The sequence below is a fragment of the Pseudomonas sp. NMI542_15 genome, from assembly GCF_021283425.1.
GTDB classification, from domain to species: Bacteria; Pseudomonadota; Gammaproteobacteria; order Pseudomonadales; family Pseudomonadaceae; genus Aquipseudomonas; species Aquipseudomonas fortuita.
Genome location: NZ_JAJSRO010000002.1, coordinates 54,299 through 70,177, shown reverse-complemented (window position 1 = coordinate 70,177; position 15,879 = coordinate 54,299). Strand labels below are relative to the sequence as shown.

The window sequence follows — 15,879 nt, the reverse complement described above, 5'->3', positions numbered from 1 at the left end:
TCTTGATACCGATGAGTCACACCGTGCACCCGCTGCTGAAACTCACCTGCGGTGCCTTGAGTGCCGGGGTGTTGCCAAGCCTTGGCGGCGCGCTGGGTTACCTGCGCCTGGGCCGCTTCGAGCTGTTGCGCCCTTGGGACGGCAGCGACAGCGTGCGGCGCAGCGCCTGCTATCCGCTGGTGCCGTACTCCAACCGGATCGCCCACGGGCGCTTTAGCGCCAACGGCCAAGCGCAGCAACTGCGCGGCAACTTCGGCGACCATCCGCACCCGCTGCACGGCCTTGGCTGGCAGCGGGCATGGCAGGTCGATGGCCACTCGCCGCAAAGCTGCAGGCTGAGCTTGCGTCACACCGCCTGCGGCATCGATGCCGAGGATTGGCCGTGGGATTTCGTTGCCTGGCAGAGCCTCGTCCTGAGCGAGGAGGGGCTGTACCTGCACCTGGGGCTCACCAACCTGGGTGAGCAGCCGATGCCGGCAGGGCTTGGCTGGCACCCGTACTTCGAGCGCCAGGGTGAGCTGCAGCTGGGCTTTAGCGCCGCGCAGGTCTGGCAGGCCGGGCCGGATGGCCTGCCGCTCAAGCGTGCGGCGCTGCCCGAGGCCTGGGACTTCAGCCAGCCCCGCGCGGCAGGTGCAGTGGGCCTGGATAACTGCTTCGAGGGCTGGGATGCTCGCGCCAGCCTGTATTGGCCCGACGCTCAGGTCGGCCTGCGCCTGCAGGCGGGCCCAGGGCTTGGGCACCTGGTGGTGTTCACGCCGCCAGCGCCTGCGGATTTCATCGCGGTCGAGCCGGTCAGCCACCTGAACAATGCCATCAACTTCCCTGAGCCCACGGCGCACGGCCTGGTCTGGCTGGCGCCGGGGGCGTCGATCGAACGTGAGTTGCGCTTGCTGCCTGCCAGCGGCAACCTGGAGAACCCTGCATGAATGAAACGTTGAACTGTGTGGTCCGGCAGCCGTCGGAGCTGGGCGAGTGCCCGGTCTGGTCGGTCCGTGAACAGGTCCTGTACTGGGCCGATATCCTGGCCGGGCGGCTGCATCGCCTTGACCCTCGCGATGGCAGCGTGAGCACACTGCAATTGCCCGAGGAACTCGGCTGTTTCGGCCTGCGCGAGCAAGGCGGCTTCATTGTCGCGCTGCGCAGTGGTATCTACCTGCTCGATGCCCAGGGGCAGCTGGGCGAGCGCCTGGCCGAGAACCCGACGGGCGCCGAGTACAGCCGTTTCAACGATGGCCGCGTCGACCCCTGGGGGCGCTTCTGGGCCGGCACGTTGTGGCAGCCGCGTGACCGTAATGGCGGGCAACTGCTGCGGGTCGATGCCGAGCATCGCGCCCAGGTCATGGCGGGCGATGTGATGGTGTCCAACGGCCTGGCCTTCAGCCCGGACCGCGCGTGGGCCTACCACAGCGACACGCCGAACCATGTGCTTTACCGCTACCCACTGGATGAGGATGGCCAGCCCGGCCCACGGCAACTGCTGCGCGAGTTTGCGCGGGGCAGCGGCGGGCGTCCTGATGGCGCGGCTTTTGACAGCGCCGGTTGTTACTGGAGCGCGCAGTTCGACGGCGGCCGGGTGTTGCGCCTGAGCCCTGACGGGCAGGTGCTGGACGAAATCCAGCTGCCGACGCGTTGGCCGACGATGGTCGCCTTCGGCGGTGAGGACCTGCGCACGCTGTACATCACCAGTTCCCGCGAAAACCGCAGTGCCGAAGAACTCGCCGACTGGCCGTTGTCCGGCTGTGTGTTCGCCACCCGGGTCAATGTGCCCGGCTGCGCGGAACCGCTGTTCGCAGGCTGAACCTTTCCCACGCATTCACGAGCTTCCTATCATGAACCGTCATACCGATACGCAATATCCAAGCCTCGCCGACAAGGTGGTCCTCATCAGCGGAGGTGCTTCAGGCATTGGCCGCGCCTTTGTCGAAGCCTTCGTTGCTCAGGGCAGCCGCGTGGCCTTTCTCGATCTCGATGCCGAAGCGGGGCAAGGGCTGGCACAGGCGCTGGGAGCCAACTCGCTGTTCCTGCCTTGCGATGTACGCGACATCGAGCGGTTGCAGGCCTGCGTGGCAGAAGTGGAGCGTACCTGGGGCGCCGTCGATGTGCTGATCAACAACGCCGCCCGCGATGACCGTCATGCCTTGGCCGATATCAGCGTCGAGTACTGGGACGAGCGCATGCAGACCAACCTGCGCCACGCCTTCTTCGCGGCCCAGGCGGTTGCGCCCGGCATGGCGCGTCGCGGCAGCGGGGCAATCATCAACATGGGGTCGATCTCCTGGATGCGCGGGCGCCCCGGGATGGTCTGCTACACCACCGCCAAAGCGGCGCTGAACGGCATGACCCGTACCCTGGCACGTGAACTGGGCGGGCAGGGCATCCGGGTCAACAGCCTGGTACCGGGCGCCATCCGCACCGAGCGCCAGGATGCCATGTGGGCCGCCGACCCCGCTGGCCTGGAGGCGGCCAGCCAGGCCTTCATCGACCAGCAGATGCTCAAGTTCCGCCTGGATGCCAGCGACTGCGCGCGCCTGGCGCTGTTCCTGGCCAGCGACGACAGCCGTGGCTGCACCGGCCAGAACTTCGTTGTCGATGCAGGGTTGTCGATTCAGTAATCCAGCCTGATTGGCGTCAGGGCACTTCTTCAGGGAAAAAAATCGTAGCGCTACGAAATCGATCTGAGTATGCTCCTGAAAGAGAATTTCGCAGCGCTACGATTTTTCGTCGCGCCCTTGTTCAAAGGCTTAGCTCATGTCCGAAAAACACAAGAAAATCGAAGAACTGCGCAGCCAGCGGTGGTTTGCTCCAGACACCATCCGTGCGTTCGCCCACCGTCAGCGTCTGCAGCAGATCGGCCTGCGCCGTGAAGAGTTCATGGGCAAGCCGGTGATTGCCATCCTCAATACCTGGAGCGAGATGTCGCCCTGCCATTCGCACCTGCGTGAACGTGCCGAAGCGGTCAAGCGCGGTGTCTGGGCAGCGGGCGGCTTTCCGGTGGAGTTGCCGGTGCAGTCGGTGGGCGAGGTGATGGTCAAGCCGACCACCATGCTCTATCGCAACCTGCTGGCGATGGAGGCCGAAGAGTTGCTGCGCTCGTTGCCGATCGACGGCGCCGTGCTGCTGGGTGGCTGCGACAAGTCCACCCCGGGTTTGCTGATGGGGGCACTGAGCATGGACCTGCCGGTGATCTACTGTCCGGCCGGGCCGATGTCCAACGGCCAATGGCGCGGCGTCAAGACCGGCGCTGGCACCCACACCAAGAAGTACTGGGATGAACGCCGCCTGGGGCTGATCGACACGGTCGCCTGGGAAGAGCTCGAAGGCGCCATGACCCGCTCGATCGGCACCTGCAACACCGTCGGTACGGCCTCGACCATGACCAGCATCGCCGACGCAATGGGCTTTACCTTGCCTGGTGCATCGAGCATTCCCGCCGCTGACGGTGCGCACCCGCGGATGGCCTCGCAGTGTGGTTCGGTCATCGTCGACCTGGTCTGGCGCGACCGCCGTCCCTCGACCTGGTTGACCGACAAGCATGTCGCCAACGGCGTGGCGGTGTACATGGCCATGGGCGGCTCGACCAACGCGGCGATCCACCTGATCGCCATTGCCCGGCGCGCCGGCATCGACCTGACCCTCGACCAGCTGGCAGCGGCGGCCGCGAAGATCCCGGTGCTGCTCAACCTGTTCCCGTCCGGCACGGCGCTGATGGAGGACTACCATTTCGCCGGCGGCCTGCGCGCACTGATGCGCAAGATCGAACCGCACCTGCACCTGGAATGCGAAGGTGCCACCGGCCAGAGCTGGGACAGCCTGCTGGCCGATGCACCGTGCTACGACGATGACATCATTCGCCCCCTCGACAACCCGGTGGTCAGCCTCGAGCAAGGCGCGACCCTGGCGCTGCTGCGCGGCAACCTGTGCCCCGATGGCGCGGTCATGAAGTCCTCCGCGGCCGACCCGCGCCTGCGCCGCCACAGCGGCCCGGCACTGGTCTTCGATGACCATGAAACCCTCAGCCGGATGATCGACGACCCGGCCCTGGAGGTCACTGCGGACACCGTGCTGATCCTGCGTAACGCCGGTCCCGTAGGCGCGCCAGGCATGCCCGAGTGGGGCAACCTGCCGATCCCCAAACGCCTGCTGGAGGCCGGGGTGCGTGACCTGCTGCGCATCTCCGACTCGCGCATGAGCGGCACCCACTATGGCAGTTGCGTCCTGCACGTGGCGCCCGAAGCCGCCGTTGGCGGGCCGCTGGCACTGGTGCGCACAGGCGACATCATCGACCTGGACGTCGCCGCCGGCACGCTGAACATGCGCGTCAGTGACGACGAGCTGGCCCGCCGCCGTGCTGGGCATGTGCCGCAGCACAAGACCTACGGTCGCTCCTTCGCTGCGCTCTACCAGCAGCACGTGACCCAGGCCAATGAAGGCTGCGACTTCGATTTCCTGCAGGCCGGCGAAGCCGTGCCCGAGCCACCCATCCACTGAACCTGCCCAGGACAACTGACCGATGCTCGAACTCAAAGACCCTTCTTTGCTCAAACAACAGGCGTTCATCGACGGCCACTGGGTGAGTGCCGATTCCGGCGAAACCTTTGCTGTCACCAACCCTGCCACCGGCGAAGAACTGGCGCGCATTCCGCAAATGGGCGCTGCCGAAGCCGAACGCGCGGTGCTGGCTGCGCACCGTGCCTTCAAACCGTGGAAGCGCAAGACCGCCAAGGAGCGCGCCGAGCTGCTGCAGCGCTGGTACGCGCTCATGCTCGAAAATCAGGAGGACCTCGCCCGCCTGCTGACCGCCGAACAAGGCAAGCCACTGGCCGAAGCCCGTGGCGAATTGGGCAACGGCATGTCCTTCGTGCAGTGGTTTGCCGAGGAAGCCAAGCGCGTCTACGGCGACACCATCCCGCAGCCCTCGGCAGACAAGCGCATCATCGTCACCAAGGAGCCGATCGGCGTCACGGCGGCCATCACGCCGTGGAACTTCCCCCACGCGATGATTACCCGCAAGGTGGCCCCGGCCCTGGCCGCCGGTTGCCCGATGGTGCTGCGCCCGGCCAGCCAGACACCACTGTCGGCCCTGGCCCTGGCGGCCCTGGCCGAACGCGCCGGTATCCCCGCTGGCGTGTTCAGTGTGGTCACCGGCAGCGCGACCCAGATCGGCAGCGTGCTGACCGGCCACCCGCTGGTGCGCAAGTTCAGCTTCACCGGCTCCACGCCGGTGGGCAAGCGGCTGATTGGGCAATGCGCCGAGACCGTGAAGAAGGTGTCCATGGAACTGGGCGGCAACGCGCCGTTCATTGTCTTCGATGACGCCGACCTCGACCTGGCCGTGGAAGGCGCGATGCTGTCGAAGTTCCGCAATGCCGGGCAGACCTGCGTCTGCGCCAACCGTATCTATGTGCAGGACGGTATCTACGAACGGTTTGCCGAGAAGCTCGCCGCTGCTGCCTCGGGCCTGCGCCTGGGTAATGGTGTAGAGGCCGGTGTGACCCAAGGCCCGATGATCGATGAGAACGCCGTGCGCAAGGTCGAAGAGCACATCAGTGATGCCCTTGAGAAAGGCGCACGGCTGATCGCAGGTGGCCAACGCCACGCGCTGGGTGGCAGCTTCTTCGAGCCGACCGTGCTCACTGAAGTTACGGCGCAGATGAAAGTGGCCCACGAGGAAACGTTCGGGCCACTGGCGCCACTGTTCCGCTTCTCCAGCGAGGACGAGGTGGTCGAGCTGGCCAACGCCACGGAGTTCGGCCTGGCCAGCTACTTCTACAGCCGCGATATCGGCCGCGTGCTGCGCGTCAGCGAAGACCTCGAATACGGCATGGTCGGCGTCAACACTGCGGCAATCGCCAACGAGATGGCGCCGTTCGGAGGCGTCAAGCAATCGGGCCTTGGCCGCGAAGGTTCGCGCTACGGCATCGAAGACTATCTGGAAATCAAGTACGTGTGCCTCGGCGGCGTCGACCGCTAAAGCCTGTCACAGGGGGCAGGCGCTGCCCCCTGTGACTGAGCACCCATAAGAACAACAAGCCCCGCATGGAGTAGCCCCATGTCCGATACCCCCAATGCGCGCCGCCGCTTCCTGCAAGGCGGCCTGGCGCTAATCCCGCTGGTGACGCTAGCCAGCCACGGCGTTCCGACCGCTTTCGGCGATACACCTCGTCAGCCAGCCACCCCGCAACTGCAGCCGGACGACTATCGACCACGGTTCTTCACAGACGTTGAATGGGCGTTCGTGCAGGCGGCCTGTGAACGACTGATCCCCACCGATGAACTTGGGCCAGGCGCCATCGCCTGTGGCATCCCCGGGTTCATCGATCGTCAGATGGACACGCCCTACGGCCACGGCGCGTTGTTCTACAGCCAAGGTCCGTTCATTACCGATCAGCTGCCGGAGCTCGGCTATCAAGGCCGCCTTGCGCCCCGGGACATTCTGCGGCTGGGCATTGCCGGCTGCGATCAGTGGTGCCGGCAAACCCACGGCCAACCTTTTGCCGGGCTCGCCAGCCTGATGCAGGCGCAGGTGTTGCACCTGCTGGAAGAGGGTGAGGTGCCGCTGGAAGCGTTGCCCAGTTCGCAGTTCTTCAATCAGCTGCTGCGCAACACCCGCGAAGGTTACTTCGCCGACCCTGTCTACGGCGGCAATCGTGATATGGCGGGGTGGAAGATGATCGGTTTCCCCGGTGCCCGTGCCGACTTCATGGACTGGATCGACCACCCCGGCGAGCGCTATCCGCTGGGGCCGGTGTCGATCAGTGGGCAAAGGGCGTAGACATGGCGATCAAACATCCCCCGGTGGACGTGGTGCTGGTCGGCCTGGGCTGGACTGGCTCGATCATGGGCATGGAAATGACCGACGCGGGCCTGCAGGTACTGGCCCTTGAGCGCGGCGAGATGCAGGACACGCCCACCACGGCGAACTACCCCAACGTTATCGACGAACTGGCGTACACCGTGCGCGGCAAGCTTTACCAGGACCTGGCCCGCGAGACGGTCACGTTCCGGCACAACATCAGCGGTGTCGCGGTACCGTACCGCCAGCATGGATCGATCCTGCTCGGCACCGGTGTCGGTGGCTCGGGCTTTCACTGGAACGGCCTGACCTGGCGCGCCCAGGCGAGTGACCTGCGCCTGCGCAGCCATTACGAAGAGCGTTATGGCAAGCACTTCATCCCCCAGGGCATGACGATCCAGGACTTCGGCGTCAGCTACGAAGAGCTCGAGCCGTACTTTGCCCGTTTTGAAGCGGTTGCAGGGATCGCTGGCAAGGCCGGTAACCTCAACGGCACCGTGGTCAAGGGTGGCAACCGTTTTGAAGCACCACGCAGCAGCGAGTTTCCACTGCCAGCGCTGAAAGATGTGTATGGCGCGCAGTTGTTCGCCAAGGCCGCACGCGAACTGGGCTACGAGCCGTTCCCGATTCCTGCCGCTAACGCCTCCGAGCCTTACACCAACCCCTACGGTGTGCGCATGGGGCCGTGCAACTTCTGCGGGTTCTGCGAGAACTACGGGTGCTACATGTATTCCAAAGGCTCGCCGCAGACCACGATCCTGCCGGTGCTGCTCAAACGTCCGAATTTCAAGGTCAAAACCCAGGCGCAAGTGATCAAGGTCAACCTCGACAGCAGCGGCAAACTGGCCACTGGGGTGACCTACATCGATGCCCAGGGCCGCGAGGTCGAGCAACCCGCGCAACTGGTGATCCTCACGGCCTTCCAGCTGCACAACGTGCGCCTGTTGCTGCTGTCGGGGATCGGCAAGCCCTATGACCCGGTCAGCGGGGATGGGGTGGTGGGCAAGAACTATGCGTACCAGATGAATGGCGGTGTCAGCGTGATGCTGCCCAAGGGCACGCAACTCAATCCGTTCATTGGCGCCGGTGCCGGTGGCCAGGCCATCGACGACTTCAACGGTGACAACTTCGACCACGCGCCGCTGGGCTTCCTTGGCGGGGCGAACATTCGTCACAACCGCACCGGTGGGCGCCCCATCGGCCAGGCGACCACACCCAAGGCTGCGCCCAAGTGGGGCAAGGGCTGGAAAGCCGCGACCCAGGACAGTTATCAACGCCTGATGGGCATCAACGCTCAAGGTTCGGTCATGGCCTATCGCGACAGCTACCTGAGCCTGGACCCGACCTACCGCGATGCCTACGGCCAGCCGCTGCTGCGCATCACCTTCGACTGGCACGACAACGAGTTCAAGATGACCCAGTACACCGTGGACAAGGCGCAGCGTATCGCCGAGGTGCTCGGTGGCAGCGTCGAGAACAATGCCAAGAAGCCCGGCAGTCATTACGACACCCGGGTCTATCAGAGTACCCACACCACGGGTGGCGCGATAATGGGCAGCGACCCCGCCTCCAGTGTCGTCAACCGATTCCTGCAATGCTGGGACGTACATAACGTGTTCGTCACGGGCGCGTCGGCATTCCCGCAGAACTTCGGCTATAACCCGACCGGTCTGGTGGGGGCCTTGACCTATTGGGCCGCGCACCACATCCGTGAGCACTACCTGCCCAACCCCGGGCCGATGGTGCAAGCATGAGGTACGCAAATATGAAATACCTCGCCTCATTGCTGGCCTATGCGGGTTTGTTGGCTACACCTGCGCACGCTGGCGAAGACCCCTTGGTTGCCAAGGGCCGTTATCTGGCACGAGCGGGGGACTGCGTCGCTTGCCACACTGCCAAGGATGGCAAGCCGTTTGCCGGCGGCCTGCCGATGGCAACGCCGATTGGCGTGGTGTACTCCACCAACATCACCCCGGACCGTCAAACCGGTATCGGGACATACCGTTTCGAGGACTTTGACAAGGCTGTTCGCCATGGCGTCGCCAAGGCCGGTTACAGCCTTTATCCGGCGATGCCTTATCCGTCGTATGCGCGGGTGTCCGATGAAGACATGCAGGCGCTGTACGCGTACTTCATGCACGGTGTCACGCCGGTGACCCAAGCTACTCAGGCCCCGAACATTCCCTGGCCGCTATCGATGCGTTGGCCACTGCATGTGTGGCGCAACCTGTTCGCACCAAGCGTCGACACGGCTGCTGCTGACACGCCGATGCAAGACCCTGTGCTTGCGCGGGGCGCGTACTTGGTAGAAGGGCTCGGCCATTGCGGCGCCTGCCATACGCCGCGTGCGTTCAGCCTGCAGGAAAAAGCGCTCGGCGCTAGCGAAGGCGAAGCATTTCTCGCAGGTGGTGACGCGCAGGAAGGGTGGGTCGGAAAAAACCTCAGGGGGGATCATCGACACGGCCTGGGAAGCTGGAGCGAGGCTGAGCTGGTCGACTTTTTCAAGACCGGGCGAACGGACAAAGCGGCAGTCTTCGGCAGTATGAGTGAAGTGGTGGTGCACAGCCTGCAGTATCTGACCGATGAAGACCGGTTGGCGATTGCCCGATACCTCAAGCAGTTGCCAGCGCTCGATCCGGACGATCGCCCTCACGTTGCGGACCCTGCCACCTATCAGGCACTGCATGACGGCCTGACTCCGACCCTGGGCGCAAGGCTCTACGCGGATAACTGCATGGCTTGCCACCGCAGTGACGGCAAGGGCTACGCGCAGGTCTTTCCTGCATTGGCCGCTAACCCTGTGCTGAATGTCGACGATCCGCAATCGTTGATTCGCCTGGTGCTTGAAGGCGGGACATTGCCTTCGACCCACGCCGCACCGACGTCGTTCAGCATGCCGCCGCTGGGGTGGCGCCTGAGCGACAATGAGGTGGCCCAGGTGTTGAACTTTGTCCGAGGTGCCTGGGGCAACTCCGGAGTGCCGATCACTGCAAGCTCCGTTGCTCGAATACGCGACGCGTTGTCAGCTGACGCATTGCGAGTACCTGGAATGCAGAAATAGAGTGCGGTTTCAGATGCCCTGAGAGTTCAAATGGAGCTGATCAATCTGCCACGCTTGAGCGGCGCATTTCACCGTCTACTAATCGCAATAATCCCAGCGGATTGGTATTTTGCAGCGCCGGGGGCAGTAACTCGTCCGGGTAATTCTGGAAGCAGACCGGACGTAGGAAAGCGTTCTATCGCGACCGCCTGGGCTTCGTCACCACCGACATCTTCATGGGCGTCGGCCCGTTCATGCGCACAGCCGGCATGGACGACCACCACTGCCTGTTCATGATTCAGACGCCGCCGCACATGCAGGGCTGCGAGCACTTCACCTTCCACATGGGCAGCGGCACCGAGGTGCTGCTGGCTGGCACGCGCTTCCAGCAGAACGGCTGGACCAGCTTTTGGGGCCCAGGCCGGCACCTGCTGGGCTCCAACTGGTTCTGGTACTTCAACAGCCCGCTGGGGGGTTACCCGGTGAACCTGCAAGCCAGCCTCGAGCTGCTCAACCAGTTGCGCAACCCCAATTGGCCACCGGTGCTGGTGTATGCCAGCAGCGTCGTGGTGTACGGCGGTGAGTTGCCGGCTCGCATGGACGAAGGCCAGCCGGCGTCACCTCAACTATCTTATGCAGCGCACAAGCGCATGGTGGAAATCGCCTTGCTGGACCTGTCACGCACATGGATGCGCCCTGGCACTATGCGTCAGTGAAACGGGAGATGCTTCAATCATCTGGGAAGGGCACAAGGCCGGGCGGGATATCGGTTATGGGCAGATGGAAAAGCTGGCCAACCTGGAGCAGTTACCTGATTTCGGTTTTCTGGTGAGTTGTTTTCCGAAGATCCGCCATGCCTCGGCCGGGTTTGTTCGAGCTGTCGCAATAATGGAGTAAATGAGCGCTGGTACAGCCATTCCCCCATCAGGCGCAGCATGACCCCGGAAGGCTTCTTGGCCGCCTACAGACTGTCAGGGTCGCCAAAAAACATTTGGAAAGGCCTCTGGAACGGCGTTTCTGGCTTCAAAAAGCAGAAATGTACCCCCAAAAATACCCGCGATACCCCCAGCAGGATGCGCGATCGAGAATGGCGATTTCTGACAGCTGTCAAAGTCAGCCAGACGGCTTGCACTCGACCTGCCAGGCAGTCCGATGCAGCAACCTTGAAGTGCTCGCAGTCATACGCTTTAACCGTCCTCGGAAGCCGCTGCCATGCCGATCAAGATCGAACCAACGAGCGCCTGTGAAGAGCGCCGCACCAGCAGAAAGCCTCATCAGGCCGGTACCTGTCAATGGACCTGATCTGGCAAACAATCCAGGCCGAATTCGCCGACATTGGCGATGAGCGCGAGATCGTACGAATCCTCGTACGCCTGGTAATGGCTGCCGTACTCGGCGCAGTGCTGGGCTTCGAGCGCGAGCACAAGGGCAAGTCCGCCGGGGTGCGCACGCACATGCTGGTGTCGCTGGGGGCGGCGCTGTTCGTGCTGGCACCGAGCATGGCAGGTGCCGATGCGCAGGCGCTCAGCCGGGTGATTCAGGGCATCGTTGCCGGTATCGGCTTTCTGGGCGCGGGCACCATTCTCAAAGGCAATGGCCAGGACACCAGTCATGTGAAAGGCCTGACCACAGCCGCGGGGCTATGGATGACGGCGGCCATCGGTACGGCAGCCGGGATGGGACGCGAAGCCACGGCGCTGGTCAGCACGGTGCTGGCGCTGTTGGTGCTGGGCACGATGCCCTTGCTGGTGGAAAAGGTCGAAAGGCAAGACGAAGAAAAACAGAAGGAGGAGGGCAGGAAGCACTGAGGGGCGTGGGTCGCCCCCGCAAAGCCTGCCTTCCCTTATTCAGACCGACGCTGATCCATTCAGGCGCTCGATCGCTTCGATCAGGTCGTCATAGCCCACAGGCTTGTTCAGGTGACGGTCGAACCCGGACTGGCGAGACTTGTATTGGTCGGCGCTGGCCCCATAGCCTGTCAACGCGATGGCCGGGATGTAGCGCAGATGCTCCAGGCCGCGCAGCGCCCGGATCAGAGCATGGCCGTCCATGCCAGGCATGCCGATGTCGGAAATGATCACGTCGTAACGCGCATCTGCCGCCGACTGCAGCGCCAGTTTCGGGTCGCTGTAGGCATCGACGTCGGCATCTTCCATCAACAGCAATTGTTCCATCACTTCCAGCACATCGACCGAGTCATCCACCAGCAGGATACGAACCCCTTTCAGCCGACCTTCTGATGGCAGCACTTCGCCTTGCACCTGGGGTTGCTGGGCGTACGCGCACAAGGGCAGGGTGATGATGAACGTACAACCCTGGCCTATTCCGGGAGACTCTACGCTGACCGCTCCGCCATGGGCTTCTACCAATTGACGAACCAGGGAAAGGCCAATACCTAGCCCCTCTCGCCCATGGCCGGTGGGTGCAGCCTGGTTGAACAGCTCAAAAATATCTTCCAGGGAGTTTTTGGCGAGGCCTATGCCCTGATCGATGACTTCAAGTCGCGCCTGCTCATCCTGCCGAGCAAGTCTCAACAGAATTTCGCCATCGGCAGGGCTGAACTTCAGTGCGTTGTTCAGCAGGTTCCAGATGATCTGGTCGACACGGGTGCTGTCGGCCTCCACATAGACCGGTTCCCCATCGGCCGGCAGCGTCAGCCGAACACTTCGGCCGCGCTGCTCATTGCAAGCTACGGAGCAGATACCCTGCAGCACGGCGCACAAATCGACCGGCTGGGTCTTCAGTTTGAGTTTGCCCGTGCGGATGCGCGCTACATCGAGCAAGTCATCGATGATCCGCGCCTGGCTGGTGACCGCTTCGCGAATGACGTTGACCGCTTTGCTCGCCATGCCGGTACTTGTGACCGATGGTATACGTCGCAAGATATCGGCATTGAGCTGAATCAGGTTCAACGGGTGCTTGAGCTCGTGGGACATCACTGCGAAGAACTCGTCCTTCATGTGGCTGGAGCTTTGTGACTCGGCCAGGCGCTTGCTTTGTTCGTCCTGCAGGCGCTTGTGGCCGGTCAGGTCACGGGCGATCTTCACGTAACCGCGCAGGCTGCTGCCCTTGAGGCGTGACACTTCGCCACTGCAATAGAAGCGGCTGCCGTCCTTGCGCACATGCCAGCGTTCGTCCTGGCCGCGGCCATGCAGGCGCGCGGCACGCAGTTCACGTTCTGGTTCGCCATCTTCGCGGTCCTGATCGGTGAAGATCAGCGCATAGTGCTGGCCAATCACTTCATCCTTGGCGTAGCCGAAGATCAACGCAGCGCCCGTGTTCCAATCGATTATCAGGCCCTGTTCATCAAGCAGGATGATGGCGAAGTCATGGGTGCTCTCCGCGACCAGGCGCATGCGCTCCTCACCTTGGCGCAAGCGTTCTTCGGCTGCGCGGCTTTTGGTGATATCAATGAACGTCAGCACGGTGCCATCGACATTCTGCTCGCTGGCCCGGTACGGTAGCAGGCGCGCCAGGTACCAATGCTGGTCCTGGCCGATCACTTCACGCTCGATCGTGGTTTCGCGCTCGATCACCGCACGCGCATCGTCCGCCAGGCCTGGATATTCCAGGCGATGGGTGATGTCGAGCAGCGAGCGGCCGGTGTCGACCGGCAGTATGCTGAAAATGGCGGTGGCCCCAGGGGTGAACCAGCGAATGTGCAGGTTGCGGTCGACAAACACGGTGGCGATCTGGGTGGAGGCGATCAGGTTGCTCAGGTAGTCGTTGATCTTGTCGGTTTCATCGACCTTGGTCTTGAGCTCGTAGTTGACCGTCAGCAATTCCTCGTTGATGGATTGCAGCTCTTCCTTGCTGGTTTCCAGCTCTTCGCTGGCCAGGCGCAACTCTTCGTTGACCGCCTGCATTTCTTCGTTCGAGGCCATCAGCTCCTGGCTGGAGATGTCGGACTGCTCGATGGTTTCCTGCAACTGCTGACGGGTACGCTGCAGTTCGCGCTCCAGGGTGCTCAACACCATGCCTTCGGTTTGCTGAATGGCAGGCGGGTTGTGGGGATCAGCTTCGCGAACCTGGAAAATCACCAGCAGGCATTCGCTGCCACTGGGTTCGTCCTGGTGGGGCTGTACCTGTACCTGGACTTCGACGCGCTGATCGTCGACGGTGATGATCACTGCGCCCGAGCTGACCGGCTGGCCGGTGTTTTGAGCCTGCAACAGGGTACTGCGCAGGGCAGGGCGCAGCGGCGTGAGTACCAGGTTGAGCAGGCTGGGGCTGACTTCGCCACCGGCGTGGCGCAGGAAGCGGCCGACACCATCGCTCATGTGCAAGATGTTGCCGTCAGCATCGACGATCAGGCTGGGCGGTGTGCGCCTGGACAACGCCCGGTGATGGATTTCAGCATAGGACAGCTTGCGCAGGGGCTTGGGTTTGGCGCGTACTGCTGGCGTGTCGGGCGTCTGAAGCCGCCCCGGGCGGCGCGCCGGTTCCACTTCCCTGGCGCGGAAGATGCGATGGCGCTTGTCCACGGCAATAAACAGGTCGGCCGCCACGTCCGCTGATTCCGAACTGCCCAGGAACAGGTAACCTCCTTTACGCAGGGCGAAGTGGAACAGCCGCAGGATTTCCCGTTGCACTTCCCGGTCCAGGTAGATGAGCAAGTTACGGCATACCACCAGGTCCAACTGAGAGAACGGTGGATCGGACAACAGGTTGTGCCGGGCGAACAGCACTTTTTCGCGAATGTCCTTGCGTACGCGGTAATTCTGATTTTCCTTGATGAAGAACTGGCGCAGCCTGGCCGTGGGAACATCGGTGGCGATGGCATCGGGGTAAACGCCCAGCCGGCCGACATTGATCGCGCGCTCGTCGAGGTCGGTGGCGAACACCTGCACCTTGGCACTGCGCTGCTCCATCGCCAATTGCTCGGTTGCCATCATCGCCAGGCTATAGGCTTCCTCGCCGGATGAACACCCCGCCGACCAGATGCGTATTTCGCGCTGCGGATCCTCGCTGTCATCGTTGGCCAGCCCCGGCATCGCCTGTTGTTGCAACGCTTCGAAGGCGTCCCGGTCGCGAAAGAAGTTGGTGACCCCGATCAGCATGTCCGCCAACAGGGCGCGAGACTCCTCAGGATGCCGCTCGAGGTAGTCGCGGTAACCGGCAAGGTCGGTCTGCGCGGTGACGTGCAGGCGACGTTCAAGCCGGCGCAGCACCGTCGCGCGCTTGTAGTGCTGGAAGTCGTGGCCGGTGCTGGCATGCAGCCGGGCGAGGATGTCGTCGAGGAGCGGGTCGCATTGGGCTGGGTCGCCTGAGCGTTCGCCTAGCGGCGGCGGGAGGCTGTCATCCTCGATTTCCGGCAGTTTGACCTTCTGAGCCGAGCGACACAGTTCTACCAGCTTGCCCGGAATCTCGGTCACCGGAAGGATCAGGTCGACCATGCCGGTGGCGATGGCGGCCTTGGGCATGTCAGGGTACTGGGCGTCATCGGGCGACTGCACAAGCGTCACGCCACCTTGTTCCTTGATCCGCGATAGGCCCACTGCGCCATCGCTGCCGCTGCCCGAAAGGATTACGCAGAACGCATGGTCCTTGTGCACATCAGCAAGGTCGCGAAAGAAGAGGTCGATGGCGACGTGGTCGCCGCGGCTGCGCCTGGCCGGGCTGACCCGCAGGTAGCCGTCATTGGTGGACAGGCGGTTGGCTGGCGAAATGACATAGACGTGATCACGCTCGATCGGTACCGGCTCGCTTACCTGGCACACCGGCATTCGCGTGACGCGCTGGATCAAGCGGTCTGCCTGGCTCTGGTGGTCCGGCGACAAGTGCAACACTACAACGAACGCCATGCCGCAGTTTTCGGGGACGCGCTGAAAAAACGCCTGGACCGCCTCCAGGCCGCCGGCCGATGCACCGATACCCACCACTGGGAAGTCCAGATGGCTGGGGCTTAGGGCAGGGTTTTGCGGCGAGGCGGGCGTGGGTTTGCTGGACGATTTCATGGGCACGAGCCTTGTGCGAACCGGGAGTGAGCAGTGGCAGCGATTATAGGCCTGGCACCGATCAATCTACGAGCGGGGTTCAAGTAGGA

Annotated in this window: 10 protein-coding genes and 2 pseudogenes; 11 read left to right on the top strand and 1 reads right to left on the bottom strand. The window is 63.2% G+C overall.

Annotated elements, in window-relative coordinates:
* Positions 1-11: 11 nt before the first annotated feature.
* The 11 genes and pseudogenes from LU684_RS03585 to LU684_RS03540 all read left to right on the top strand — a co-directional run bounded on the left by LU684_RS03585 (position 12) and on the right by LU684_RS03540 (position 11,641).
* Positions 12-926 carry an aldose 1-epimerase gene (locus LU684_RS03585; protein ID WP_191087861.1) on the top strand — a complete coding sequence of 305 codons (915 nt, stop codon included), beginning with the start codon at positions 12-14 and terminating at the stop codon, positions 924-926.
* Complete coding sequence (locus tag LU684_RS03580; protein ID WP_016486304.1) at positions 923-1,798, top strand: 6-deoxy-6-sulfogluconolactonase; 876 nt, start codon at positions 923-925, stop codon at positions 1,796-1,798. The genes LU684_RS03585 and LU684_RS03580 overlap by 4 nt, the downstream gene beginning before the upstream one ends.
* A 31-nt stretch (positions 1,799-1,829) precedes the next feature.
* Complete coding sequence (locus tag LU684_RS03575) at positions 1,830-2,612, top strand: sulfoquinovose 1-dehydrogenase (RefSeq protein ID WP_145914303.1); 783 nt, start codon at positions 1,830-1,832, stop codon at positions 2,610-2,612.
* 136 nt (positions 2,613-2,748) lie between these two features.
* Positions 2,749-4,488 carry a 6-deoxy-6-sulfo-D-gluconate dehydratase gene (locus LU684_RS03570; protein WP_070086332.1) on the top strand — a complete coding sequence of 580 codons (1,740 nt, stop codon included), beginning with the start codon at positions 2,749-2,751 and terminating at the stop codon, positions 4,486-4,488.
* Positions 4,489-4,510: 22 nt separating this feature from the next.
* A complete protein-coding gene (locus LU684_RS03565; RefSeq protein ID WP_060516668.1) occupies positions 4,511-5,971 on the top strand; it encodes a 3-sulfolactaldehyde dehydrogenase in 1,461 nt (486 codons plus the stop codon).
* Between the two features lie 78 nt (positions 5,972-6,049).
* The gene (locus LU684_RS03560) at positions 6,050-6,772 is read left to right on the top strand and encodes a gluconate 2-dehydrogenase subunit 3 family protein (protein ID WP_232894147.1); all 723 of its coding nucleotides are present in this window, start codon (positions 6,050-6,052) and stop codon (positions 6,770-6,772) included.
* Between the two features lie 2 nt (positions 6,773-6,774).
* On the top strand, positions 6,775-8,547 hold the full coding sequence (locus LU684_RS03555; protein WP_060516664.1) for a GMC family oxidoreductase: 1,773 nt from the start codon (positions 6,775-6,777) through the stop codon (positions 8,545-8,547).
* A gap of 11 nt (positions 8,548-8,558) precedes the next feature.
* Positions 8,559-9,854 carry a cytochrome c gene (locus tag LU684_RS03550; RefSeq protein WP_102688877.1) on the top strand — a complete coding sequence of 432 codons (1,296 nt, stop codon included), beginning with the start codon at positions 8,559-8,561 and terminating at the stop codon, positions 9,852-9,854.
* A gap of 167 nt (positions 9,855-10,021) precedes the next feature.
* Positions 10,022-10,549 (top strand): annotated as a pseudogene (locus LU684_RS30575) (NAD-dependent epimerase/dehydratase family protein); the annotation flags it as partial.
* A pseudogene (locus tag LU684_RS30570) lies at positions 10,545-10,730 on the top strand (cyclase family protein); the annotation flags it as partial. The pseudogenes LU684_RS30575 and LU684_RS30570, both read left to right, overlap by 5 nt.
* 395 nt (positions 10,731-11,125) lie before the next feature.
* Entirely contained in the window at positions 11,126-11,641 is a 516-nt protein-coding gene (locus LU684_RS03540) for an MgtC/SapB family protein (RefSeq protein ID WP_016486311.1), read from the top strand.
* A gap of 39 nt (positions 11,642-11,680) precedes the next feature.
* Here the strand turns inward: LU684_RS03540 and LU684_RS03535 are convergent, their stop codons facing one another.
* Positions 11,681-15,790 carry a CheR family methyltransferase gene (locus LU684_RS03535; protein WP_054888248.1) on the bottom strand — a complete coding sequence of 1,370 codons (4,110 nt, stop codon included), beginning with the start codon at positions 15,788-15,790 and terminating at the stop codon, positions 11,681-11,683.
* Positions 15,791-15,879 lie beyond the last annotated feature (89 nt).